A 24,872-nucleotide genomic window follows, 5' to 3' on the forward strand; every position below is an offset into this window, starting at 1 on the left:
CAAAAACTAAGGGTGTATGGTGATAGCATCCCAGCTAGCTAAAAGCGCGGCATCCATGTCTTGCTTTGTAAATGTTACGTCTCTAAAAAAAGAGAACCGACAAATTTCGTGTATTTGACCAAATGCCAAGGCATAAAGCATTTCTCCCGGAAGCGCCTTAAAGCAACCTTCTTCGACACCTCTCGAGAAAAAAAGTTTTACAGGTTCGAATAATTCCATAATCAATTGTTTATGATGTGCATTCTTCGGTAAGGTTTCTAAATGCACCCATAAACGCTGCACGTTCACATGGGCTAAATGATAGTTTAGGGCATTAAGCCACAAACGGCGATGTTGCTCTTTTAACCCTTCATTCGCGTCTACACCCGCCAAAAAAGCATCGGTAAACAAACGCAAATTGCGTTCATGCAACTGTGCCATTAGTTCGTCTTTATCTTTGAAATACAAATAGATAGTGCCAGCAGCCACTTTCGCTTCTTTGGCCACACGCTGCATCGATAAAGCGTCAATGCCGCCTCGCTCAATCAAGTGTTCGGCTGCCATTAAAATACGTAAGTGTTTATCGGGAATCATAAAATGAACGTTTATTCAGTTGTTGAACGCGATTATAGGCATCATCAAAAAACAATCAATGAATAATTGTTCATTTTTAAAAAATTTACTTTTATTAAAGGTCTCTGTTTACGTAGATCAGCCCCTCTCGATCAGCTAAAATGCCCGACCCGTTTAGAAGGAATGCTCCGTGAAGTTAAACCCCGCTCAAGATAAAGCCGTTAATTTTGTTTCTGGCCCTTGCCTAGTATTGGCTGGTGCAGGCAGTGGTAAGACGCGGGTAATTACCAATAAAATTGCTCACCTCATCCAAAACTGTGGCTACAAAGCAAAAAACATCGCAGCGGTAACCTTCACCAATAAAGCCGCTCGAGAAATGAAAGAGCGTGTCGGCCAAACAATGGGGCGCAAAGAAGCTCGCGGGTTAAGAGTATGTACTTTCCATACCTTGGGTTTAGACATTATTCGTAAGGAATATAAAAGCCTTAAACTTAAACCTAACTTTTCGCTGTTTGACGACCAAGACCAAATGGCCTTGCTCAAAGAGCTCACCGAGAAACAGTTGGAAGGTGACAAAGATTTGCTTAAACAGCTGATCAGCACTATTTCTAATTGGAAAAATGACCTAATTCTGCCGCAGCAAGCGGTTGCCCGCGCAACTGGGCAAAGCGAACAAGAGCAATTGTTTGCTCAACTATACGAGGCTTACCAACGCCAACTTACCGCCTATAACGCGCTCGATTTTGACGATTTGATTTTAATGCCTACTCTGCTGCTGACCCACGATGCAGCCGTGCGCTCACGCTGGCAAAATACCATTCAATACCTATTGGTCGACGAATACCAAGATACCAATACCAGCCAATACCAACTGGTAAAATTGATTACCCAGGAACGAGCTCGTTTTACAGTAGTGGGAGACGACGACCAAAGCATTTATTCATGGCGTGGCGCTCAGCCTAAAAACTTAATGCAGTTACAAACCGACTTCCCGGCCCTGCAAGTGATTATGTTGGAGCAAAACTATCGCTCTACTCAGCGTATTTTAAAATGCGCCAATATCTTGATTGAAAACAACGAACACATTTTCGAAAAATCGCTGTTCTCAGAGCTAGCCTACGGCGAAGCTTTAAAGATTTTGTTTGCTAAGAACGAAGAGCAAGAATCAGAGCGAGTGGTGGCCGAGCTAATTGGTCATCGCTTTATGAACAATGCCAGCTACAAAGACTACGCAATTTTGTATCGCGGCAATCACCAGTCGCGCTTATTAGAAAAAACCTTAATGAACAACCGTATCCCCTACAAGATTAGCGGTGGTACCTCGTTTTTTGCGCGCGCAGAAATTAAAGACATAATGGCTTACCTGCGCGTACTGGTGAACCAAGACGACGACAACGCCTTACTGCGCATCATCAATACCCCGCGCCGCGAAATTGGCCCAACAACCTTGGAAAAAGTGGGAACCTACGCTAACGAACAACACATAAGTTTGTTTGCTGCCACCACCCACTTCGCCATGACCAGCATTTTGCCCAATCGAGCATTGAATGCCGTAAATCAATTTAGCCAATGGATTTTAAGTTTGTCGGAGCGCATAGAGCGTGGTGATGCATTACAAGCCGTGCGCGATATGATCCGTGATATTCATTACGAAGATTTTCTCTACGAAACCAGCCCTAGCCCTAAAGCTGCCGAAATGCGCATGAAAAACGTTTCGGAGTTGTTTCGTTGGGTCAGTGGTATGCTGGAGGGTGATAACGACAACGAGCCTATGACCTTACCGCAAGTGGTTAATCGCCTTATCTTGCGCGACATGATGGAACGAGGCGAAGAAGATGAAGAGAGCGATCAAGTTCAGCTAATGACCTTACATGCGTCTAAGGGTCTGGAGTTTCCTTACGTTTACCTCATCGGTATGGAAGAAGGCTTATTGCCTCACCAAAGCAGTATTGATGAAGATAACGTAGAAGAAGAACGTCGCCTAGCCTACGTAGGCATAACCCGCGCTCAACGAGAGTTAACTTTTACCCTCACTAAAGAACGTCGCCAATTTGGCGAGTTAATCAAACCTGAGCCCAGCCGTTTTTTATACGAATTGCCTCAAGATGATTTGGTATGGGAACAGCGCCGTAAAAAAGAAACCGCAGAAGAACGCCAAGAGAAAGGCAACATAGGTATTGCCGCATTGCGTGCAGCCCTCAACCAGAAAAAATAGCCTTAGGCCTTAATTCACTCTTAAAATTCATCCAATTATCTTATTCAGCATTTAAAATCAATGGTCTTAAATGTGATCCTGCGCCAATAACCTTGTATGGGCGCAATAGATTTGTGATCGAAACGGTTTTCATCTCAATAAAGCGCCTTACTCCAAGGATTTATGAGAATAAACTCACAAAACTGTAAACAAGGATGGAGCGCAATGATGAATGCACTCGTTGAACAACGCCAGCAGGCGCAACTGCATTTTCAACAAGGGGAACAAAATATCGTGGTGGGCAACGCAGCTGCGTGTCCCTTGCCTCCGGAACAACTTGCGTCCTTAGACATAGATTCAGAATACGTAGTTGAGGTATTTGATGGTGGGCTTACCGCTGTTGTGCTGCACCTATGTATTAACGGTCGCCACTACAACCTTAAACGCCGCCGCCCAAAAGCGCTGGTGCATAATGTTGATGGCGAAACCTCGTTTCTTAACGAAGTTCAACGCCGTCGCGATATTCAGGCACTAAAAGATCAACCGGCTACTGCCAAAGCATTTACCCATGTGGTGACCACGCTTTACGCCAACTATCGCCTTGGGTTTATATTGTCACCTTGGATTGATGGCAAACCCTTGTGTAGCTTTAGTCGCGAGATTTTCCGCCAAATTTTTGCCACTCAATTTGCCTTAGAGCAAGCTGGATTAATGGAATGGGATTTGTCGCCAGGTAACATTATTTACGATGGTCGCCAGATACACCTGTTCGATTTTGGCTACATGTATACCTATAATCCGCTTGAGCACTACAATAGCGACGGCCTCGATGCCCCTGCTTTTCATGCAGCAGAGCGCCTAGAAACCCGTAATGTATTTGGCTACTTGTTACGCTATCAAGACGTAATGACGGCCGCCGACCAGCTTGCAATTTATCGTGAGCTAAAAGAAGCCGCGCTAGACGTTTATACTCAAAAGCTGATTTGGCTAAAACAACGTTATGCTCAGCCAGCCATCATTCAATGGCAAACTGACATTATAGAACGTTGGGAATACGCCTTAGATAACGAGCGCTCATTAAAGAACCTGTTTGTTGCCGAAAGCTTTCGTTCGCACTGCTTAGACATTGCTGATGACATAAGCGGAAAAAGCTGCACACCAATGACCTTAAAACGCATCGATAAAGTGATTACCATGGCGGCAACGGTTTACCTTCAGCTACAAAACAACGGCGCATTACTGTTTGATAATGCCGGCCTTGAGCAAGTAGACCTGATCAAAAAATACCAAGATTACCGCAGCCTTGCGGCCCAGTATCAACAGAAATAGCCTAGATTATTCATACCGTTAAGCTTTGTTTACAAAGGCATCAAGTATAACTGATGCCTTTGTGATGAAAGCATCACACTTCTGTACATTTTTTACCCTTCCTTAATGTTTTTTCTCTACCATGCTAAAGAGCCCTGAATAGCAGATTGATCTGCTCAGAGCTCTTACAACTATAAAAATGATATTCAATTCACCCTTGTTGAGCGGATCTACAAAATTTTCGCCATAACAGGGTGTTTATAAAAACAGCAAAAACAGTATAAGGAAAGGATCCATGAACAAGTTATCGATCGCTCTCGCGGGGGCGACGTTGCTGTCTGCGCCCGTGGCAGCCGAATGGAACTTTAGGGGTACGCCAAACCAATGGTTGGCCACTCCCCTAGAAGTAGTTTCAGGAACCGAATACAAAACCTGCCAAAGCTTTGGAGACAACGACCCACGATTTAAAATCGACCGTTTTGGCGACTGGAATGAAGCCTACCCCAACGGAGATGTACGAGTAGCAGCCAACAAAAGCTACGAGATTCACTTTTTTAGTGACAGCAAAAACATTACCACTAGCGAAGTGAGCTCTTGTGGTGATGTAATTCAGCAAGCCGATAGTTGGTTTTACCGAGGAACATCAAATGGTTGGGCAGCAACTGCCATGACCAGTAGCGACAACCTAAACTTCTGTACTACACAGAGTTTTGCCAACAATGAACCACGTTTCAAAATTGACCACTACGGTGATTGGAACGAAGCTTACCCAACAGCAGACTTCACGGTAACCGGAAATGCCAGTTATCAGATTTGTTTTAACTCCAGTTCAAAACAAATCACCGCAACCCTCACCAGCAGTGAAGATACCCAAGCGCCAACGGTGAGTGCTAATCCAGCTGCAGGCAGTTACACAGAAGCCCAGCAAATTAGCTTAAGCGTGACAGACAACCAAGACAGTGCGCCGAGTATTTACTGCACCACCGATGGTTCAGTCCCCACTCAAGCCTCAGCCCAATGCAATAGCGCTACTTTTACTGCCAGTGATGTAGTGGCAGATGGGGTGGACTTAAGCCTAAAAGTATTAGCAGTAGATGCTAGCGGTAATTCAGAAGTAAGCAGCTTTGACTACACCATTAGCGATGCTCCGGCCGATACTTGGTACTTCCGTGGTACTTCAAATGGCTGGCAAACTACGCTGATGACCACCAGCGACAACAATATTTACTGTACCACTCAAAGCTTTGGTAACAACGACCCACGTTTTAAAGTCGACCACTTTGGTGACTGGACCGAAAACTACCCAACGGCCGATGTAACAGTAAGCCCTGATACCACCTACGATATTTGCTTTAACGCCACCAGCAAGCAAATCACCACCACCGAGATTGAGGGTGAAGATACTAAAGCACCAGTGGTGAGCGCGAATCCATCGGGCGGCAGTTACACGACCGCTCAGCAAATTAGTTTAAGTGTGACGGATAACCAAGACCCAGCGCCTAAGCTTTATTGCACCACCGACAATAGCCTACCTACTGCAGCGTTAGCGGAATGTAGTCAGCAAAGCTTTACCGCCAGCGATGTAGTGGATAGCGGCATTGATTTAGTGCTGAAAGTACTCGCAGTAGATGCCAATGGTAACCAAGGTATAACTACCTTTAATTACACCATTGACCCAACCATCACCACCAGTGGCGATTTCCGTGAAGAAAATGTTTACTTCATTATGACTGACCGCTTTGCCGACGGTGACACGACCAACAACAACATCTGGGGCGATGAATACTTACCCAACGGTGAAGCCGATAAGTACAACACCAATACCAGTAAGACCGGACCATTGTCTTACTACCACGGTGGTGACTTCCAAGGCATTATCAACAACCTAGATTACATCCAAGACATGGGCTTTACCGCCATTTGGATTACCCCTGTAGTTAAACAACCAGAAGGTCGTCGCTTTAACGCCAGTGATGACTATGAAGCTTCGGCTTTCCATGGTTATTGGGGTTACGACTTCGATAAAATTGACCCACACCTACATTCTCTTGGTAAAGACAATGACGGCTGGGCAGGTTTTGACGCCTTGGTAAATGCACTGCATGAACGCGGCATGAAAATTATGCTAGATATTGTGGTGAACCATGGTCAGCCAGGTTCATCGGTAGTGGGTTCAAAAAGTAAGTGGGCCGACCGTGCACTTGAAATTAAAATGGATGGTCAAACCTGGAACTGGGAAACCAACGACCCTTACATGGACGGCGCTAAAAATGGCTTCTTTAGCTATGCCAGCACCGGCAATACTTGGTTGATTGATTTACTTGATTTCAATGAACACGGTGATGACGACCAAAATGCCACTAAGCACTTAATTAATGTTTATAAGCGCTTTATTGACCACGGCGTAGACGCCTTCCGAATTGATACCGTGTCTTACATGACCGCTGATTTTTGGGAGCGCTTTACCCTTGAGATGGACGCTCACGCGCGCAGCTTAGGGAACGACAACTTCTACATGGCTGGTGAAGCATGGACTGGCGATCGTAAATCTGCGGTAGATCTTATCTACAATGGCCAAGGCAAGAAGTTCCACATGCTGGATCTACACGGTTCATCGATGGACTTCCCAGGTTGGATGGGCAAAGCCTTTAAAGGCGAAGCAGGTTTCGAAGACGGTAATGGTTATGCCCGCATTGCAGGCGCAGATGGCGATGCTTCGGGGATTTACGACCCAACGTATTTAGCCACCTTTGTTGATAACCATGATGTAACTCGCGCCAACGGTATTCTTAGCGAAACTCAGTACATGAACAACTTGAACTTTGTGTACTTGTTCCGCGGATTACCCGTAGTGTTTTACGGTACCGAAGTATTGTATTCAAGCTGGCCACATTACATCACCACTACCGAGAAAGACGATGTAGTGGCACGCTGGATGTTGGGCTCAGAAGGAATTAACTACGCCAAAACCAATCAGCCAACGCTATATAAGCATCTAAAAATGCTTAATAACCTGCGTAGCTCCTCTAAGGCGATTCAGAAAGGTCAACAAACGGACTTGTTGCTTGATGGTGACCACGCCGCCTTTAAACGTGATAACGGTTCTGAAGTCGCCTATGTTGCGCTCACCAAAGGTAGTGCGTTCAGCTACACCTTTAGCAACCTGAGCAACGGCAGCTATCGCCTAATCACTCCAAACACTAATGCAGCAAGCTATAACGAGCAAATTGTTACTGTATCTGGCGGCAGCCATTCAGTTAACGTGCCTGCAAATAGTTTTGTGGTTTTAGACAAACAGTAAGCGTTTATATCTCATTCAGGCCTAAGTGCGCTTAGGCCTGCATGTTTAACTATGGAAGAGTTAACACTATGAAATATTCAGCATTATTGATCGGTTTGTTAGCTGCCAGTAGCGCAGCACAAGCTGATTGGTTCTACCGCGGTACCAGCAATGGCTGGGCAACCAGCGCATTAGAAACCGTATCTGCGACAGAGTTTTCAACTTGCCAAAGCTTTGGCGACAACGACCCGCGCTTCAAGATCGATCGCTTTGGTGATTGGAACGAAGCCTACCCCGGTGATGATGTACGCGTTGACGCGAACAAAAGCTACGACATCCGCTTTTTTAGCGACAGCAAAAACATAACCACCACTGAAGTCAGCAGCTGTGGTGACGTAGAGCCTCCAAAAGACAGCTGGTTCTATCGCGGCACGTCTAATGGTTGGGCGGCTACCGCCATGACCAGTACCGACAATCTTAACTTCTGTACCACTCAAAGTTTTGCCAATAACGAGCCACGTTTCAAAATTGATCATTATGGCGATTGGAATGAAGCCTACCCAACGGCTGACTTTACCGTCACCGGCAACGCAAGTTATAACATTTGCTTTAACGCCAGCTCAAAAGCCATTACTGCTACGCCAGTAAACAGCGAAGATACTCAAGCACCTAGTGTGAGCGCCAATCCAGCGGCAGGCACCTATACCAGTGCTCAGCAAATTAGTTTAAGCGTGAGTGATAATCAAGATAACGCACCAGCAATTTACTGCACCACTGATGGCTCGACGCCATCTGCCAATTCTAGCCCATGTAATGGCCTCACGTTTAACGCTACCGATGTAGTGGCTGATGGCGTAGATTTAAGCCTCAAGGTTTTCGCGGTAGATGCCTCAGGTAATTCTGCGATAAGCAGCTTTGATTACATCATTACCGATGCACCAACAGATAGCTGGTACTTCCGTGGTACGTCGAACGATTGGCAAACCACATTGATGGCGAGTGCCGGTAACGACAATTACTGTACAACGCAAAGCTTTGGCAGTAACAATCCACGCTTCAAGATTGACCATTTTGGCGATTGGACAGAAAACTACCCAAGCGCTGATGTATTGGTTGATGCCAACTCTACCTACAAGATTTGTTTTAACGCAGTATCTAAAGCTGTCACCACAGACAAACAGGGCTGTGAATCAAACTGCGGCACCGACACAGAAACCTTAGGAGCAGTGTATTCAGCAACCAGCACAACGTTTTCTATTTGGTCACCAGATCATAGCAATGTAAAAGTGGTCGTAAACGGCGTAGAGCACAACTTACAAGCAGTGAATGATTTTGCTGGTTACAGCCAGGTCTACCAAACCACCGTAGAAGGCGATTTGCACCTTAGCCCTTATACCTTTTTGATTAACGGCGTGCAGGTTCGCGACCCTTACGGAAAAATGGTACAGCCGGGTACCGGTGATTATGAAGCCATTAACATTGTAATGGATATGAGCCGCACCGAACCAGCAGGAGGCTGGGCAGCGCGTCCAAGTTTGATTGAGCGCGAAGATGCAATTATTTACGAAGTGCACGTGCGTGATTTCACTATTGATGCAAGCGCTGGCGTAAGTGCTGGTAACAACGGTAAATACTTAGGCATGGTAGAAGCAGGCACCACCCATAATGGCGTGAAAACCGGCATCGACCACCTTAAAGAGCTTGGCGTAACACACGTACAGCTATTACCAGTATATGACTTTGCTACCTGTGACGGTTTACCCGATAGCGACCCATGTTACAACTGGGGTTACGATCCTCGAAACTTCAATGTACCCGAGGAGCGTTACTCAAGCGTACCCACTGATTATGAAGCCCGTGCCCGTGAATTTAAAACCATGGTAAACGAGTTCCATAAAGCCGGTATTCGAGTGGTGATGGATGTGGTGTACAACCACACCTTTGACGATGAAATGTTTGAAAACATTTCTGGCCAATATTACACCGCTACCGACTTATCGGGCACAGGTAACTCAATTAATGCCGATGTCCCCATGGTTAGTCGAATGATTCAAGACTCGCTTGAATATTGGGTAGATGAGTACGGTATTGATGGTTTCCGCTTCGACTTGATTGGTATTTTTTCTTACCAAGAAGTAGAAAAATGGGGTCGTCACCTTAACAATCAATTCGCCGACCGCAACTTGCTAATTTATGGCGAACCATGGAACGGCTATGCTACCGATCCGTTAGAAGGGCAACGAGTACGTTACGGCACCACCCATCATATGGCTGACGAACATATCGGTGTATTTAACGGCGCGTTCCGTGAGTCACTAAAAGGTTCAAACGATGATGCTCGCACCGGCTACATGTTTAATAATGTAGATGCGGCTGAATCGGGTTGGGCTATTTATGATGGCTTCCAAGGCTCTCCCTACAATCCAAACGACGGCCGAAACAGCACTTGGTTCCGCAATTATGCTGCCGATCCAGAGCAAACGATTAACTACATTTCGGCTCACGATAACTTTGGTTTGTGGGATAAGGTGTACTTAAGCACTTCGAGTAACGTGCAGCAAAACAGCTCGCATCAGGTGATTAGCTTTAATCCTCCTGGCGATCTCACATACAGCAAGCGGGTAGTTAATTTTGGCATGGGCATGGTACTCACTAGCCAAGGCATACCTTTTATTCACGCTGGCGATGAGTTCCTTCGAACTAAAACCAATAACCAGCAAATTAGTAACCCTTCAGCTTGGAATTACGGGGCTCACGGCGGTACTCACAATACCTACAATGCGCCAGATAGTTTCAATGCCATTCGTTGGTCAAACAAAGCAGACAATATCGCCACATTCAATTACTTTAAGCAGCTGATTGAATTACGCCGTAAGCACGCAGGTTTACGCATGAATACTAGCCAAGAAGTGGCTCAGTACTTAAATGTGAGCCGCCCAGACCAATTTGGTGGGCAGGTGATTACTGGCCACATCACAGACCCAAGTGATAGCCATAATCTGTTTATTGTGTATAACAGCGGAAATAATCAAACCGTAAGTTTACCGGCAGGTAGCTGGACTAAGGTAGCTGATGCCTATGGTGCGGCTAACGCTGGTGGCTTATCGGGTAATACCCAAGTAGAAGGCTCAGCAGTGACTATGTTTACTCAAGCTAAATAAACCATAACGCTGACTAAAAAGCCCGAGCAATTGCTCGGGCTTTTCTTATTCGAGATAGAAAGTACATAAATCCGCGAAATGAGAGTGTTAACGGCACGCTGCTAAAGCCGTATTAAACTGCGGTAAAAACTGGGGGTGTTTCTCCAACCAATTAAAATTAAAATAAGCCGAGAGGTTTGCTTCTCGTAAGTGCTTAACCGCAATTTCTTGAGTGATATGGCCATGTTCCAGCTCAACATAATAGGTGTCAAATGGCGCCATTACAGCATCTAATCGACCCAGTTGTAGCAACTCAAATAATATATGGTAATCGTAGCGTGACTGTACGTTGGTGTATTGATGTTTAGTCATCCACTTGTGCATTGCAGAGCCATGTAATACACCTATGTTCATGGCTTTCATTTCAGCACTGTTAGTCTCAAACTCAACCTCTTGCAAACTAAACAAACTGCGATAAGTGACCACTAAAGGATCGCTTGCTTTAGCAAAATCATCACGCTCGGCCGTTTGGTTAAGAATAAATAAACCGTCAAATTTTCCTTCTTTCAGCTCTTTTTCGGCACGGCCAATTGGCCTAACATCCACTTCATAATGAACCCCAACTTCTGTCATGGCACATTGCATAATGCTCACTGTTCTGCCGCTTAAGGCATCACCGTCAACGATTTGATAGGGCGGTAAATGGTGAGTAACCAAGCGCAAAGGTTGCGCCTGAGCGGTGAATAAACAAGCAACAAATAAAGCGCAGCAGAATTTCAGTCGCGGTTTCATCAATGACACTCTTCCTTATGTAGCATCCAGCTCCCCTCATAAGTTTAGTCGCTTAAGCGCTGAGTAATGAATTTTTTGCAAAGCGCTAAGACTTTCATAAGGTGATTTACACCTCGCTAATCAAATCCGTTAATAGCGCAATAAAGTTTCATAATTTTATAAAACAAACTTAGCGGTTAAGCTTTAATCATCTTGAGCAATGTTTCAGCAAAGCCGAGTTGTAGGGCTGCATTGCACAAGAGAATGGTGAGTGAGAATTACCTTTATCAGCACTCACCGTTCGCAGCATTTCCTTTCCTTGATGGACTAAGTTTCCAAACCCCGCCCTCGTTGGCGGGTTTTTCTTGATACCCGCCAATATTTACAATATTGTCACTTACCTCATAGTGAGATATTTCAGCGCTTAATTGATATGCAATTTAGATAAGCGTGACAGAAATAACACTTCATCGAGAAACAAATTCTTATTCGCCGCAAAACGCGTATTTTTAATGTGGAAGCAGTCACTTAACCAAAAACATGAAAAAAATTACCGATACAGAGCTAATCAGAAGTGCCAATCGCCGGGAAATCATTCAAACCCTTCGTCAACATGGCGAGCTTGCTAGGGTTGAGATAGGTAATTTCACCCAACTAAGCCCGGCCACCATTACCTCAATAACCTCGGAGTTGGTGCAACAAGGCTTTATTGTTGAACAGAATGTTGTATTGGATCCCAGCAGTGGTCGTGGCCGCCCTAAAGTAAAACTGCAGCTAAACAAACAAGCGGCATTTTACCTAGCGGTTAAACTATCGATTAACGAAGTACGCTTTATGTTGGGTGATACATCTGGCGCGATTATCGCGCAAGCGACTCTTTCAATGTTAACGGTAACGCTCAATCAATCCCAGTTAGTAGACGCCCTCTCCAAAGCTATCGAAGAGTTTATTCAGCAACATAAAGTTGAACGCAGTAAGTTACTTGGTTTAGGTTTAGCCGTTCAAGGGGTTATAGAGCCCCACGGTGAAGGTATATTGTGGAGCCCTGCCGTTAAAGACCAACAACTTGAGTTAGTTGACTTACTGGCACAACAAACGCAACTGCCAGTATTTATAGCCAACGACGCAAACTGTTTAGCAGTGGCTTTAAAAAGCCTGCCCCGCTATAGCAAAGTAAATAACCTTGTCGCCATTCAACTGGGTTATGGGGTAGGCATGGGCTTGATTGTAAATGGTGAGTTTTATCAAGATGCTGGCTCAGCCGCTACTGAGTTTGGCCATACTAAATTTAGCTTAAATGGCCCACAGTGTCGTTGCGGAGGGCGCGGATGTATTGAAGCCTACGTTGGCGATTACGCGATTTATCGCGACGCAAGCGCAGTGTATAACTTGCCTCCCACCGACATGTTGCACCCTTCTGAAAAGCAAATGTTCGATCTTAATAAGCTAGCCGAAGATGAACATCAAGCTATGAGCCACATTTTTTCTCAAGCTGGTACGGTGTTAGGCATGGGCTTAGCCAATGTAATGGCACTATTTAACCCGCAAAAAATTGTTATTTCAGGCCCTGGGGTACGTGCCTTTGACTATATGAAAGAGTCGATGACTAAAACCCTATCTGAAAATCTATTGCCTTATCACAATGTCGATAACGTGGTAGAAAAATACAATTGGGATGAAGACATGGCCGGCATTGGCATGATTGCCATTATGCAGCAACACACCGACTAACCACGTGTAGCGTAATCAAAAAAGGGAGCTCAGCTCCCTTTTTTAGTTTGGTATTCAACTTACTTAAAGACTCGCTTACTCGCATAATGGCCTAGCATCATGCTGAGCAAAAACCAGTAAATCGCCGCTTCACCGCGTAATAAACTAGCCACAGCCGGCCCCGGACAAATACCCACCATGCCCCAACCAATGCCAAAAATAGCCGCGCCAATAAGTAGCTTAGGCGTAAGTATTTTTTGTGTTGAGCACTGAATAGCTTCACCGTTTACCGCGTGGCTGCGCGGTTTAATTAGCAAGTGATAAAACGGCACAAATACTAACAGCGCACCACCAATCACACAGGCCAAACTCGCATCCCAATGCCCAGTTACATCTAAAAAGTTAGCCACTTTGTAAGGATTAACCATTTGCGACACGTTCATACCAAGGCCGAATAGTAAGCCAGTCAACAAACCCACCAGTACTTTAAACATGCGCAACTCCTAAACCACCGGTTAACCAAACAACCAAGGCAGCGCTTGTCATAAACACTAGCGTTGCCACGATTGAGCGCAAAGAAAATCTGCCAATCCCACAAATACCATGACCACTGGTGCAACCGTTCCCTAGTTGAGTCCCCACGCCCACCACTAGGCCACCTGCAATTAACCAAGCCAAGGAGTAATCAGGCAAGGCCGCCTCACTTAAGCCCAATAAGGGGTTAAATAAAAAGCTCGCCGCCATTGCGCCAATAAAGGCAAGTCGCCAAGGCCACTCATTGCGCGAGGCTCCCCAAATCCCCCCTAAAATGCCACTAATACCGCCAGTACGACCACTAAGTAACATTAATAAAGAGACCGAGAAGCCTAATAACATGCCGCCCGCGAGCGCACTCCAAGGGGTAAAATCTGTCATTACTTACTCCAAGCTCATTTCATTCACTACAAAATTGTTGCTGTAAACCGGCTAACAAGGTTTTCACCTTGGGGTCGGCTATACAATAAAACACCGTTTGCGCTTGCTTGCGCACTGCCACCAAACCTTGTTCACGCAGTACTTTTAAATGCTGCGAAAATGCCGACTGGCTATTTTGGCTATGTTGACGCAGTTCACCCACGCTCATTTCACCCTCTCGTAATAAACACAGCACTACTAAACGATCAGGATGAGCGATGGTTTTTAAGTACTCACTCACCATACTGGCTTGCTCATGTAACTCATTTCTTGCAGGCATTGAAACCTCCTCAATTATCAGGAATTATACAAACCCCATTAGATTAGTCAAACCTAAATTAAATTAAACTTAATTAGCATATTGAGAATTAGATTAGACTAATATATAGTAATTTCAAATTCGTGAGCCATCTAATGGCTCACTAACGATCTATATCAACAGTGGACGCTCAGGCTTTGATTAGGCTGTCACCACTAGCTTTGTTTATACATTTATTTGATTTAAATAGTGGGAGAGCAACATGACCAAGATTGTAATTATAGGCGGCGTAGCAGGCGGCGCATCAGCGGCCGCTAGAGCGCGTAGATTAAGTGAACAAGCAGAAATCATTATGCTGGAACGTGGCCCCTATATCTCTTTTGCAAACTGTGGTTTGCCCTACCATATAGGCGGCAATATTGAGCAGCGTGACGCCTTGTTGCTGCAAACCCCCGAGAGTTTTAAAGCTCGATTTAACGTAGATGTACGGGTAATGAACGAAGTCGTTAGCATCAACCGTAAACAAAAAACGGTCACCATTCGCGATCTTACGACCCAACAAAACTACCAAGAGTCTTACGACAAACTGGTACTTAGCCCAGGCGCTTCTCCAATTGTTCCACCCATCCCTGGGATTCAAAACTCTCGGACCTTCTCGCTACGAAACATTCCAGATATGGACAAAATCATTGCTAATATTGAGGCAAATAAACCCAAACACGCAACAGTGGTTGGCGGGGGTTTTATCGGCATTGAAATGGCAGAGGCGCTGATTCAACGTGGTATTAGCACCAGCTTAATTGAACTATCTGCCCAAGTAATGGCGCCAGTAGATCGTGAAATGGCCACGCCGCTACACCAAGAAATGCAACACCACGGCGTAGATTTACGTTTAGGTGTGGCACTAGAAGCGGTATTCCCTAGCCAGCAACAATCAGCCGAAGAACTCGCAGCCATAGACGAACACGGCTTAGAACTGCGCCTTAGTAACGGTGAATTACTGGAAACCGAGTTGTTGATTATGGCAATTGGCGTTAAACCTGAAACGAGCTTGGCCACACAAGCGCAGCTTGAGATAGGTGAATTAGGCGGCATAAAAGTTAATAGCCAGCTGCAAACCTCAGATCCAGACATTTTTGCCGTAGGCGACGCCATTGAAGACCCCGAATTTGTTACCGGTGATGCGGCTCTGATTCCCTTAGCTGGGCCGGCCAACCGCCAAGGTAGAATGGTAGCCAACAATATCTTTGGTGCGGGCGAACACTATAAACGCAGCCAAGGTACCGCCATTTGTAAGATTTTCGATGTAGCCGTGGCCTCTACAGGTTTAAATGAAAAAACCTTACAACGTAAAGGGCTAGACTACGACAAAGTGTACGTGCATGCAGCCAGTCATGCTGGCTACTACCCTGGCGCTCACCCCATTAACCTCAAGTTACTATTTCACCCAAAAACTGGGGCAATTTATGGCGCCCAAGCGGTAGGCAAAGACGGCATAGACAAACGCATTGATGTTATTGCCGTAGCTCAGCGCGCGGGCTTAAGTGTATTTGATTTACAAGATTTAGAACTTACCTATGCCCCACCCTTTGGTAGCGCAAAAGACGTAGTCAACCAAGCAGGTTTTGTGGCGGCAAATAGCATTAAAGGGGATACTCGACTGTGCCACAGTGAAGAGTTCAACCAACCCACCGCTCAACAGCTAATACTTGATGTGCGCAACCCCGGCGAATTAGACAAACTGGGAGCGATTCCTGGGGCAATAAACATTCCGGTGGATCAGCTTCGCGAACGTATTAACGAGCTGCCAAAAGATAAAGAAATATTGATTTATTGCATGGTAGGTTTACGCGGAAATGTGGCGTATCGTCAACTGGTTAACAATGGTTTTACCGCCAAAAACCTTAGCGGTGGATACAAAACCTGGTTAGCCAACCAAGCTTAAATAGCCGCCATAAAAAAGCCCGGTATTAAACCGGGCAAAAGCTGAGACGCATAAAAATGCTTATTGTGCGTTTACCGTAATAGCCTTGCTGGCACTATTAAAGTTAATGCGGTAAGTGGTGTTGTCTGATACTTGGTAATCGGCAGTAGGGTAAGCCTCTGTCCAATTGCCACTATCAATTTTAAAGCGCGCTGGTGCTTCTTCGCCACTAAAGCTTTGAATGGTGTAATACAAGCCACTCGTACTATCGTAATCTAACTGCGCTTTACCCCAAGCATTGGCGGTTCCACGGAAGAACCACACTTCATCACCGCCATTATCTGGATTAGTTCCGCCTACACAGTTAGTTGACGCTACCCAGCTACCCGCTACATAACACAAACTATCGCCAGTAGTATTTAAGTCGCCTGTTTGGTTAGCACCACTATCATTAAAGATAATGTTTAGGCTACTTAGTTTGGTTCCAAAGTCATGACAGTAGTAACCGTCTTTTTGCACCATAGCTACACCAGGCCACTGCGCATTAGCTACCGCTGTTTCTGCGCTAACAGACCAGTAGTAAAGCGTTGGATTGTTAAAGCCAGCTTGGTTGTCGTAACACACTTCAGTGCCACCAACAGGATCAGGGGTTATATCACCGGTAATTTCAAAGCCACAGGCCTCTAAAGTGCTCCATGCACCGCCTTTATAGCAACCAGCTCCAGCAACGCTTAAGTCTGCTGTTTTGTTTGCACCACTGTTACTGAAGATAGCGTTAACGCTAGTAAGCTCTGCACCCAAATCATGACACTTGAAGTCACCATTAGTTTGCATTGCCACACCAGGCCAACTTGCATCGCTTAGGCTTCCTGCAGGTTGAGCCCCCCAGTAATAAAGCGTTGATAGGCTCTCAGAAGTACAAATTGATGTAGCCGCTACCGGAGTAGCAGGCTTAGGATCGGTGTTACAGTTAGAGGTACATGGGCAATCTGCGCCAGTACATACGTCACCAATTTTAGCACCAACATGAATAGCAGCCGCGCTATCACCACCTACAGTAAAGTTAGCTTGTCCGCCGCTTACGGTAATGGTTGCTTGGCCACTTGAGCCTGCTGCTTGATTACATTGGCCGGTGCTTTCATCAAAGTCAGCCTCAATAATATTACAGTATTGGCCATCAGGCATGCCTGTATCAAAGCTTTGGTTAATGTTGCTACCATAACGTTTGTTAATCACAACAAAGCCTAAACCACCACGACCAAAGGCGATTTGATCGTTACCACCTTGCCACCAGTTGGTGATTCGCCACTCGCCAGCAGTATGGTTACGGAAGGCCACCATGTTGGCAATGCCGCGCCACTTATGCTCACATACCCAGTTGCCGCCATTAAATCCACAAGCGTTACCCGTGTGTACACCACTGCCTGGAGGGCCCGCATCAAAGTCACCGTTAAAGTAGTAACCCGACATGATTTTTGGATAACCATAAGGGTAAGCTAAGGTGAATACATTGGCTAAGAAGTAACCGTCACCTTGTACACCATGCCAAATAGGGCCATTTGGATTATGACGCTCTTCATCATGGTTAGTAACAAAAGTAACCGCATCAGAACTCGATAGCTCCATTTGGTTACTCACATCTCTTAACCACGCAATGTTGCTATCACGAAAGGCTGGGCCAATCGCTCGAGCATAAGCAAATTCGGTTACATCACCAATGTAGGTATATTCAGTAGGACGAACCGGCTCGCCGCCAGCACCAATCACTTCTTGGAAGATATAAGGATTACCGTTTAGCTTGCCTTTAATGGCATCAATATCACCTGCTGGAATATGTTTAGCAGCGTCGATCCTAAAACCGGCAACGCCCATACCGATGGCGTCATTCATGTAGTCTGCAATTTTCTGACGAACATAATCAGAGCTAGTTTTCAGGTCATTCAAACCCACTAAATCACAGTTTTGCACTTGCCAGCGATTGCCGTAGTCAATATCGCTAGTACAAGAGTTAAAATCATTCGGCCCGTAAGGCACTTCAGGGAAGTTTCTGTCGTAGGCCGCCATGTGGTTAATCACTGCGTCTACATAAATATCTACCCCAACGTTTTTACAACGCTGCACCATGTCTTGAAATTGACCGCGATTACCGCTGCGGCTTTCAAAGGCATAACTCACTGGTTGGTAGCGGGTCCACCAGGCGTTACCGCCGATGACCTTGTTAGGTGGAGAGACTTGCACAGCGGCGAAGCCTTTAGGGCCAAGGAAGGTTTCACACTCTTGTGCTACATCTTCCCAACTCCATTCGAAGAGGTGTACAAAGGCGGTTCTTGGTGCCGCCATGGCGGTGGACGCATAGCCCAGCGCCGCACCAGCTAGCAGAGCGCTAGTGGCGAGTTTGCTAAATTTTCTCATTGTTACTTTCCCATGTAATCGTTGAGCGTCTCTTTAGACATACATCACCGCCACTCTATGGTGTTTTTTGCGGTGAGGCGGTAGACCAACTGTTGGAGAGAACCACAAGTAAAACTTAACCTTAACTATCCGTAGTCAATTTACCTCAAAAACTAATCTACGCTCATTTTTCAATCAATGGGCAGGACGGCTCATTTATTGAGCAATTAGTCACAAATAAAAACCATTACGATAGATGATGTTTGACAGCGATCAAACTTCAAACAATTATTCTGATATTTTGTAACATTAGTAAGATAAGCAACTTATTTAACTGTAAGTGATTTCCATATTTAACACTTAATCAAGTGTTTTTATCCATAGTTAATTATGTTTTTTCATTTTATTTTCTATCTGCTCTTCTCTATGTCTAAGTACAACAAAGCTTTACAATGGCACTTTACAGCCAAGTTTGTTGGAATATCTAATGGAAAAGCAGTGGTGGCATTCAGCAGTTGTTTATCAAATTTACCCACGTAGTTTTTGTGATAGTAGCGGTGATGGCAACGGCGATCTTCGCGGAATAATCAGTAAACTCCCCTACTTAGAAAAACTCGGAATTGATTTAATTTGGCTGTCTCCAGTTTACCTTTCGCCAATGAAAGACAACGGCTACGATATTGCCGACTACCAAGCCATTGATCCACGCTTTGGCAGCATGGCCGACATGCGAACGCTGATTCACACAGCCAAGCAACATAATATTGGCATCATGATGGATCTGGTATTGAACCATACCTCTGATCAGCACCAGTGGTTTCAGCAAGCCAAACAAAGCCGCGATAATCCTTATCGTGATTATTACATTTGGCGAGATCAACCTAACCAGATTCGTTCAATATTTAGCGGCCCTGCTTGGCAGTTCGACAACACCACTAAGCAATACTACTGTCATTTATTTGCTGATGCCCAACCAGACCTAAACTGGGAAAACCCCAAGGTAGCGACAGAAATACAGCAAATGATTTCTTGGTGGGTAGAGCAAGGTGTTGCCGGGTTTCGCTTAGATGTCATCGATCTAATTGGCAAACAAATCGACCAAGGCATTACTGAAAACGGCCCACGCTTACACCCACTTCTGCAGCAAATGCATCAAGCTTGTTTTGCCAACAAACCTCTCGTCACGGTGGGTGAAACCTGGGGCGCCACCCCAGAAATAGCCAAGTTATATTCCAACCCCCAACGACAAGAATTGTCGATGGTTTTTCAGTTTGAACATGCCTCGATAGATTGGCACCCAACACATGGTAAATGGCAAGTTCAGCCCTTTAATCTTATTAAATTAAAAGCGGTGATGAGTAAATGGCAAACCTGTTTTGATGGCGATGGTTGGAACGCGCTTTTCTGGAACAACCACGACTTACCGCGCATTGTTAGCCGTTGGGGTAACGACGGCCAATATCGAGAGCGCAGCGCTAAGTTGTTAGCCACTTTACTGCACGGGATGCAAGGCACGCCCTATATTTACCAGGGTGAAGAGATTGCCATGACCAATGTACGGTTTGAGGACCTAGATGACTACGATGACATTGAGATAAAAAATAGTTACCAAGAAAAAGTGCTAGAACAACAAAGTCTCAGCCACCAACAGTTTATGCAAGGTGTATATTCCAGCGCCAGAGACAACGCTCGTACGCCTATGCAGTGGGGCAATAGTGTTAACGCAGGGTTTACTCAGGGCAAACCTTGGTTAGCACTTAATCCTAACTATTCGGATATCAACGTGGCGAATGCGTTAGATAGAGCAGATTCGGTGTTTTACCACTATCAGCAGCTGATTGCTTTGCGCAAGTCAGCGGAATATTCAGACACGCTCATCTACGGTGATTTTGCACTGCTATTAGCAGAACACCCGCAGGTATTTGCTTATGTGCGGCAGCATCAGCAGCAACGCTTGTTAGTGGTAGCGAATGTGAGTGAGCAAGAGCAACAGATTAGATTGAATTTGTCGGTGGAAAAAGTGGTGCTAAATAACCTTCAGCAGAATGATGAATTAGTCAGTGATTTAGAAGCACTGCGCTTAGCGCCCTATCAAGCGATAGTTTTTGCGCTAAGCATTCGCTAAAGACTTACTCGCTAAGAGTATATTGCTCGGATAAGCGGTGACATAACCACTTATACAAATTAAAGGCCTTTGGGCTATTTGTGGTAGGCAGTAAGTCATCGTCTAAAAAGGCTTCGCCTTTAAAAGTAAGCACATCTCCATGTTGAGAAATGTCGCGCACTTCAATGCCGGGAATGTAGTCTTCGTGTTCGCGAAGTAGCTGATTGGCTATATCGATCAGCGCTTGTTGGCTTATGGTTTGTTTAGTCATTACACCTAGATCATCGCTCAATGTTGTGCTTTAGCATACACAGATGCATCCACCGGCAATAGCGCTAAGATCAAAACTTGTGGCGCTTTTCTCAGCTTAAATAAATAACAAAATACGCAACTATTTATCAGCGCTTAAGGGCTTGGTTTTACTGCGCCATTGCTGAATCAATAAGCCACTAATTATTAACAACAATCCTATGTAAGTGGCCGATTCAATCTGTTCACCTAAAAAATAGGCAATAAAAAACAAGGACAAAAATGGCGAGATAAAAATCAGGTTACTGATACCTGCGGTGTTATGAGTAAATTTAAGCGCAAGCACCCAACAAACAAAAGCAATGCCCATTTCAAATAACCCAACATATGCGGCACCCAGCCAGGCTTTGGCATTCCAAGTGGGTAAGCCATCACTCCACCAGCAATACAACAACACCATTGGCAAACTAAAACAAAAGGCTACCAGTAAACTGGCCACCGGATCCCCGCTATTTCGAGTATTAATGATCCAATAGCCGGCCCACAATAAGGTGCTAAACAGTGCCAGTAATACCCCCGGAACACTATCAAACTGCATGGCGAGGATGTCTCCTCGCGTGGCTATCACCAATACGCCCAAATACCCTAACGCCATGGCAATTACATCTTGTTTTCGTAATTGCTGCTTTAAAAAAGGCACCGCCAATAAGGCCAGGGTTATTGCCCAAGTGTAATTTAGTGATTGAGCCTGCTGGGCGGGTAGCAAGTCGTAAGCTTTGAACAACACCAAATAATAAAGAAAAGGATTAATGGCTCCTACCAACATAAAAAAGCCCGGCCGCTGCTTAGCATAAACCCAAGCCAAAGGCAGTTTTCGCTGCCATAGCAATACGCCAGTCAGCAATAAAATAGAGCTAATAGAAGCCAATAACACCAATTGAATTGGAGTTAGCCATTGCAGCGCTAGTTTGAATGCGGTGGCTACGGTAGACCACATCAGCACTGCTGAAATGCCAAAGGCATAGGCTTTAGTTTGTGTTTTCATCAAGACATTAATATTTACGACTAAAACGCCAAGTGTATGCGGCATAACTCGCTAGCGCTAGCCTTAAATAGCGACTAATGCGGCGGTATTTATAGCCCTGCGACAAAATCTCTATATTGCGCAAGAATGGAAAAGAATCTTGGTCTGAATCTGGCTAAACTGATCTCAAATCAATGACTTGAGCAAAAAATGACAAGCCAAAGTGAGCGCATTCGCCAAGTAAAGCTGCATATCGAAAGTACTCTAGACCAAGCACTAGATATCGCTACGCTTGCGTCACTCGCTGGTTTCTCAGCCTTTCATTTTTGTCGTTTATTCCAAGCTTATGTTGGCGAGAGCATTTATGCCTATCGAAAACGCTTATTGCTTGAGCGCTCCATTAAACACCTGCAATACACCGATTTAGCTCTAAGTGAAATAGCTTACCGCAGTGGTTATCAAAACCAATCATCCTATAACAAAGCCTTTAAATTGCAGTTTGCGCAAAGCCCAAATCAGGCAAGGCAACAAAAGAGCAATGTGACAACGCAATCAGAGCAGCCAATACTTTCTTCCCATACCCCCTTATCGGCTGCTGAGGTAGAAGTGGTAAAACTCCCTGCTATATCAGTGCTCAGTTATCGCACCAGTGGCCGTTACTTAGAGGCTGCTCCGCTAGCTTGCCAAGGTCTATTTCAGCGCTGTGAGCAACTCGGCCTCGCAATTGAGGATAGCCAGTTAATTGGTTTGCCTCACGATGACCCTAGCGTGACTCACTCTGAGCAAATACGTTTTGACGCTTGCTTAAGTCAAAGCAACACTCTGCCAGCGAATTTATTGGTAGAGCTAGGTTTACAACAGCAGCAGTTACCCGCTGGCACCTATGCAAAATTAAGGCACCACGGCACTTACCAGCACATTTTGAGTAGCTACCAAGTGTTGTTATTGCATTGGCTGCCTCTAGCCAACTACCAGTTGCGCGACAGTGTGTGTTTAGAGTTTTATCTAGATAAGCAACCACAAAACCTTCAGCCAGACGCCTTAAACACCGACATCTATTTGCCCATTCAAGCTTCGTTATAAACGGGATCTATCCATGAATCTGCCCACTGTTTACTACACCAGCCATAGCGCAACCAGCGATCCTAAGCATTACCTAGCGCAAGCTAAAGATTGCCGATCTGATATACAAAGCTTAATAACCATGGTTCAACAAAACTTGATTCACCCCTATTGGCTTGAGCACTATCAGTTAACCACGCCTTTTCAGACTCGCTTAGACGAATTGCAAACACGGAACGTGGAACAAAAACTTCGCTGGTTAAGTAATACCAGCAAGTCAGCGCTTCAGCCTAAAGCACCACGGCAGCGAATGATGGGAAATTGCCGAGACTTTAGTTTACTGCTGGTAAGCCTGCTACGCAGCCAAGGCATTGCCGCGCGGGCTCGTTGCGGCTTTGCGCGTTACCTAGGCATGTACCGATTTGAAGACCACTGGATATGCGAATACTGGCACCAATCACAACAGCGCTGGGTGATGGTGGACGCCCAACTAGACCTTATTCAACAAGATATTCTGAATATTCAATTTGACCCACTCGATGTTCCACAAGAACAGTTCATTTTTGCCGGAAAAGCTTGGCAAGACTGTCGCCTAAATCCACTACTCAGCGAGCAACACGGCATTTTGAGTTCTAAGGGTTGGCCGATAATACAGGGCAATGTAATCAGAGACATTTTTGCCCTGAGTAAAGTTGAATTATTGGCGTGGGACTGTGGTTGGGGTTTACAAGCGCACTACTTACATCACAGCGTTAAAACCCATGACATTGAATTATTAGATACACTTGCCATGGCCAGCGCGACCTCCAATAGCCAACTAGCCATTGAACTAAGTCAGCACCCTAAGGTGGCTCTACCTAAAAACTGGAACTGGAGAAAGGCTCAAAGCATTAGTAGTTTGCTTGCTGAACTAACAACCAAGGAACCTCTGCCACTCAATAACCCAATCTGAGTGCTTAGGCATACTAGCAGGCTTCGCTCCATTCTAATGCAGTCGACAAACCAAAACGTAAGCTGTCGAATACTAAAAAGTTTGCCTCGCCGAGCTTGTTGTCTACTTGAGCAACTTGAACGTCGCCGTTAAACCCTACCGCACTTAGCTTTTTGGCCAGTTGCTCTGGTGCTTTTTCAAACACGACACTCATAAAAGGCAATAAATCACTGCGCAGCACTCCGTGATGATTAAACTGCTCAATGGCCGAACTCAACTGGTCACTATCTGTAAACTCGATAACGTCTAAAACTTGTTGCAACAACATGACTAAATAAATTCCATTTTTATCAATAGCTTGATTAAGCAGCATAGATTCTACCTTTTTCTGCGCCTCAGCGTTACCGGGAATAGTCTATTTTTAAATCAAAAGCCCATCAACATGCCACGAAAAAAGGGAGACAAAGCAAATTGACAAAAAACATATTTAAGGTATATTCCGCGAGTCTTGAACCATACGAAGCACTGATAGATGTTTAGCGTTAAAAACAACATTGTTTGGCTAGCAGTATTGTTGGGTGTTACCGCCTGCAATAGCGACAAACCACTAACCGACCAAAACTACACGCTGCACAGTAGTTACTCCATCGAAAACCTGAGTAATTACCCCTTCAGCCTTAGCATTACGCTAAATCAGCAAGTTATAACTCTTGGCGCTAGCCCTTTTAGCGGCACTATCGCCCCCGGCGAACGCCGTAGCTTGCTAGAGTTTGTTGATATTGCTAATGCTAATAACCCGCCTTCAGCTAGCTTTGAGCAATTCACTATTCAAGCTGATTTAGGCGACGGTATGCGCACGGTATACCAACAAGTCACAGACCAAGACTGGCAACACACGATAAGTAGCAATAGCAAAGAAAACTACCTACTCACGCTGGTCGATGCAGACCTCGCCTTATAAACGACTACAATAAAGCCGCTTAGGCTGCTGTACCCGCAACCGTAAATTTGCTACCCTG

General features: G+C 45.3%; 19 protein-coding genes. 10 read left to right on the forward strand and 9 right to left on the reverse strand.

Annotation, left to right across the window (positions count from 1 at the left end; all coding sequences use genetic code 11):
- Positions 1-6: 6 nt before the first annotated feature.
- Positions 7-573 (reverse strand): TetR/AcrR family transcriptional regulator, encoded by a 567-nt coding sequence (locus ACLD71_RS03755; protein ID WP_303511524.1) that lies wholly within the window; start codon positions 571-573, stop codon positions 7-9.
- A gap of 169 nt (positions 574-742) precedes the next feature.
- On the opposite strand from ACLD71_RS03755, the gene rep reads away from it, so the two are divergent.
- The 4 genes from rep (at position 743) to ACLD71_RS03775 (ending at position 10,495) form a co-directional block, all read left to right on the forward strand.
- The gene (gene rep / locus ACLD71_RS03760; protein ID WP_303511522.1) at positions 743-2,767 is read left to right on the forward strand and encodes a DNA helicase Rep; all 2,025 of its coding nucleotides are present in this window, start codon (positions 743-745) and stop codon (positions 2,765-2,767) included.
- A 204-nt stretch (positions 2,768-2,971) separates the two neighbouring features.
- Complete coding sequence (locus ACLD71_RS03765) at positions 2,972-4,075, forward strand: phosphotransferase (protein WP_411993058.1); 1,104 nt, start codon at positions 2,972-2,974, stop codon at positions 4,073-4,075.
- Positions 4,076-4,349: 274 nt separating this feature from the next.
- On the forward strand, positions 4,350-7,355 hold the full coding sequence (locus ACLD71_RS03770) for an alpha-amylase family glycosyl hydrolase (RefSeq protein ID WP_411993060.1): 3,006 nt from the start codon (positions 4,350-4,352) through the stop codon (positions 7,353-7,355).
- 68 nt (positions 7,356-7,423) lie between these two features.
- Positions 7,424-10,495: an alpha-amylase family glycosyl hydrolase gene (locus tag ACLD71_RS03775; RefSeq protein ID WP_411993062.1), complete on the forward strand. Its 3,072-nt coding sequence runs from the start codon at positions 7,424-7,426 to the stop codon at positions 10,493-10,495.
- A gap of 87 nt (positions 10,496-10,582) precedes the next feature.
- Here ACLD71_RS03775 and ACLD71_RS03780 read toward each other — a convergent pair whose 3' ends face one another.
- A complete protein-coding gene (locus ACLD71_RS03780) occupies positions 10,583-11,266 on the reverse strand; it encodes a substrate-binding periplasmic protein (protein WP_411993063.1) in 684 nt (227 codons plus the stop codon).
- 519 nt (positions 11,267-11,785) lie between these two features.
- Here ACLD71_RS03780 and ACLD71_RS03785 point away from each other — a divergent pair.
- Positions 11,786-12,976, forward strand: coding sequence for an ROK family transcriptional regulator (locus ACLD71_RS03785; RefSeq protein ID WP_137674055.1), 1,191 nt, complete (start codon positions 11,786-11,788; stop codon positions 12,974-12,976).
- Between the two features lie 59 nt (positions 12,977-13,035).
- Here ACLD71_RS03785 and ACLD71_RS03790 read toward each other — a convergent pair whose 3' ends face one another.
- The 3 genes from ACLD71_RS03790 to ACLD71_RS03800 are packed head-to-tail and all read right to left on the reverse strand — an operon-like array spanning position 13,036 to position 14,189.
- Positions 13,036-13,449 carry a YeeE/YedE family protein gene (locus ACLD71_RS03790; protein WP_137674056.1) on the reverse strand — a complete coding sequence of 138 codons (414 nt, stop codon included), beginning with the start codon at positions 13,447-13,449 and terminating at the stop codon, positions 13,036-13,038.
- Positions 13,442-13,870: a YeeE/YedE family protein gene (locus ACLD71_RS03795; protein ID WP_411993066.1), complete on the reverse strand. Its 429-nt coding sequence runs from the start codon at positions 13,868-13,870 to the stop codon at positions 13,442-13,444. The genes ACLD71_RS03790 and ACLD71_RS03795 overlap by 8 nt, the downstream gene beginning before the upstream one ends.
- A gap of 19 nt (positions 13,871-13,889) precedes the next feature.
- The gene (locus ACLD71_RS03800; protein WP_137674058.1) at positions 13,890-14,189 is read right to left on the reverse strand and encodes an ArsR/SmtB family transcription factor; all 300 of its coding nucleotides are present in this window, start codon (positions 14,187-14,189) and stop codon (positions 13,890-13,892) included.
- Between the two features lie 241 nt (positions 14,190-14,430).
- Here ACLD71_RS03800 and ACLD71_RS03805 point away from each other — a divergent pair, with 241 nt between their 5' ends.
- Positions 14,431-16,113: an FAD-dependent oxidoreductase gene (locus ACLD71_RS03805; protein ID WP_411993068.1), complete on the forward strand. Its 1,683-nt coding sequence runs from the start codon at positions 14,431-14,433 to the stop codon at positions 16,111-16,113.
- Between the two features lie 60 nt (positions 16,114-16,173).
- Here the strand turns inward: ACLD71_RS03805 and ACLD71_RS03810 are convergent, their stop codons facing one another.
- Positions 16,174-18,504, reverse strand: a complete 2,331-nt coding sequence (locus ACLD71_RS03810) for a starch-binding protein (RefSeq protein ID WP_411993070.1) — start codon at positions 18,502-18,504, stop codon at positions 16,174-16,176.
- A gap of 466 nt (positions 18,505-18,970) precedes the next feature.
- On the opposite strand from ACLD71_RS03810, the gene ACLD71_RS03815 reads away from it, so the two are divergent.
- The gene (locus ACLD71_RS03815; protein WP_411993072.1) at positions 18,971-20,608 is read left to right on the forward strand and encodes a glycoside hydrolase family 13 protein; all 1,638 of its coding nucleotides are present in this window, start codon (positions 18,971-18,973) and stop codon (positions 20,606-20,608) included.
- A gap of 4 nt (positions 20,609-20,612) precedes the next feature.
- Here the strand turns inward: ACLD71_RS03815 and ACLD71_RS03820 are convergent, their stop codons facing one another.
- Together ACLD71_RS03820 and ACLD71_RS03825 are read right to left on the reverse strand one after the other, a co-directional pair.
- Positions 20,613-20,879, reverse strand: coding sequence for a DUF2498 family protein (locus tag ACLD71_RS03820; RefSeq protein ID WP_235836234.1), 267 nt, complete (start codon positions 20,877-20,879; stop codon positions 20,613-20,615).
- Positions 20,880-20,978: 99 nt separating this feature from the next.
- Positions 20,979-21,881 carry a DMT family transporter gene (locus ACLD71_RS03825; protein ID WP_411993074.1) on the reverse strand — a complete coding sequence of 301 codons (903 nt, stop codon included), beginning with the start codon at positions 21,879-21,881 and terminating at the stop codon, positions 20,979-20,981.
- Positions 21,882-22,070: 189 nt separating this feature from the next.
- Between ACLD71_RS03825 and ACLD71_RS03830 the strand changes: the two genes are divergently transcribed.
- Together ACLD71_RS03830 and ACLD71_RS03835 are read left to right on the forward strand one after the other, a co-directional pair.
- Positions 22,071-22,943 (forward strand): AraC family transcriptional regulator, encoded by an 873-nt coding sequence (locus ACLD71_RS03830; RefSeq protein ID WP_411993075.1) that lies wholly within the window; start codon positions 22,071-22,073, stop codon positions 22,941-22,943.
- Between the two features lie 13 nt (positions 22,944-22,956).
- Positions 22,957-23,874 carry a transglutaminase domain-containing protein gene (locus ACLD71_RS03835; protein WP_411993077.1) on the forward strand — a complete coding sequence of 306 codons (918 nt, stop codon included), beginning with the start codon at positions 22,957-22,959 and terminating at the stop codon, positions 23,872-23,874.
- Between the two features lie 13 nt (positions 23,875-23,887).
- Here ACLD71_RS03835 and ACLD71_RS03840 read toward each other — a convergent pair whose 3' ends face one another.
- A complete protein-coding gene (locus ACLD71_RS03840; protein ID WP_201798754.1) occupies positions 23,888-24,226 on the reverse strand; it encodes a hypothetical protein in 339 nt (112 codons plus the stop codon).
- Positions 24,227-24,385: 159 nt separating this feature from the next.
- Between ACLD71_RS03840 and ACLD71_RS03845 the strand changes: the two genes are divergently transcribed.
- Positions 24,386-24,814, forward strand: a complete 429-nt coding sequence (locus tag ACLD71_RS03845; protein WP_411993079.1) for a hypothetical protein — start codon at positions 24,386-24,388, stop codon at positions 24,812-24,814.
- The last annotated feature ends 58 nt before the right edge of the window (positions 24,815-24,872 follow it).

It is taken from the genome of Agarivorans sp. DSG3-1 (genome assembly GCF_046774965.1).
Classification (GTDB): domain Bacteria; phylum Pseudomonadota; class Gammaproteobacteria; order Enterobacterales; family Celerinatantimonadaceae; genus Agarivorans.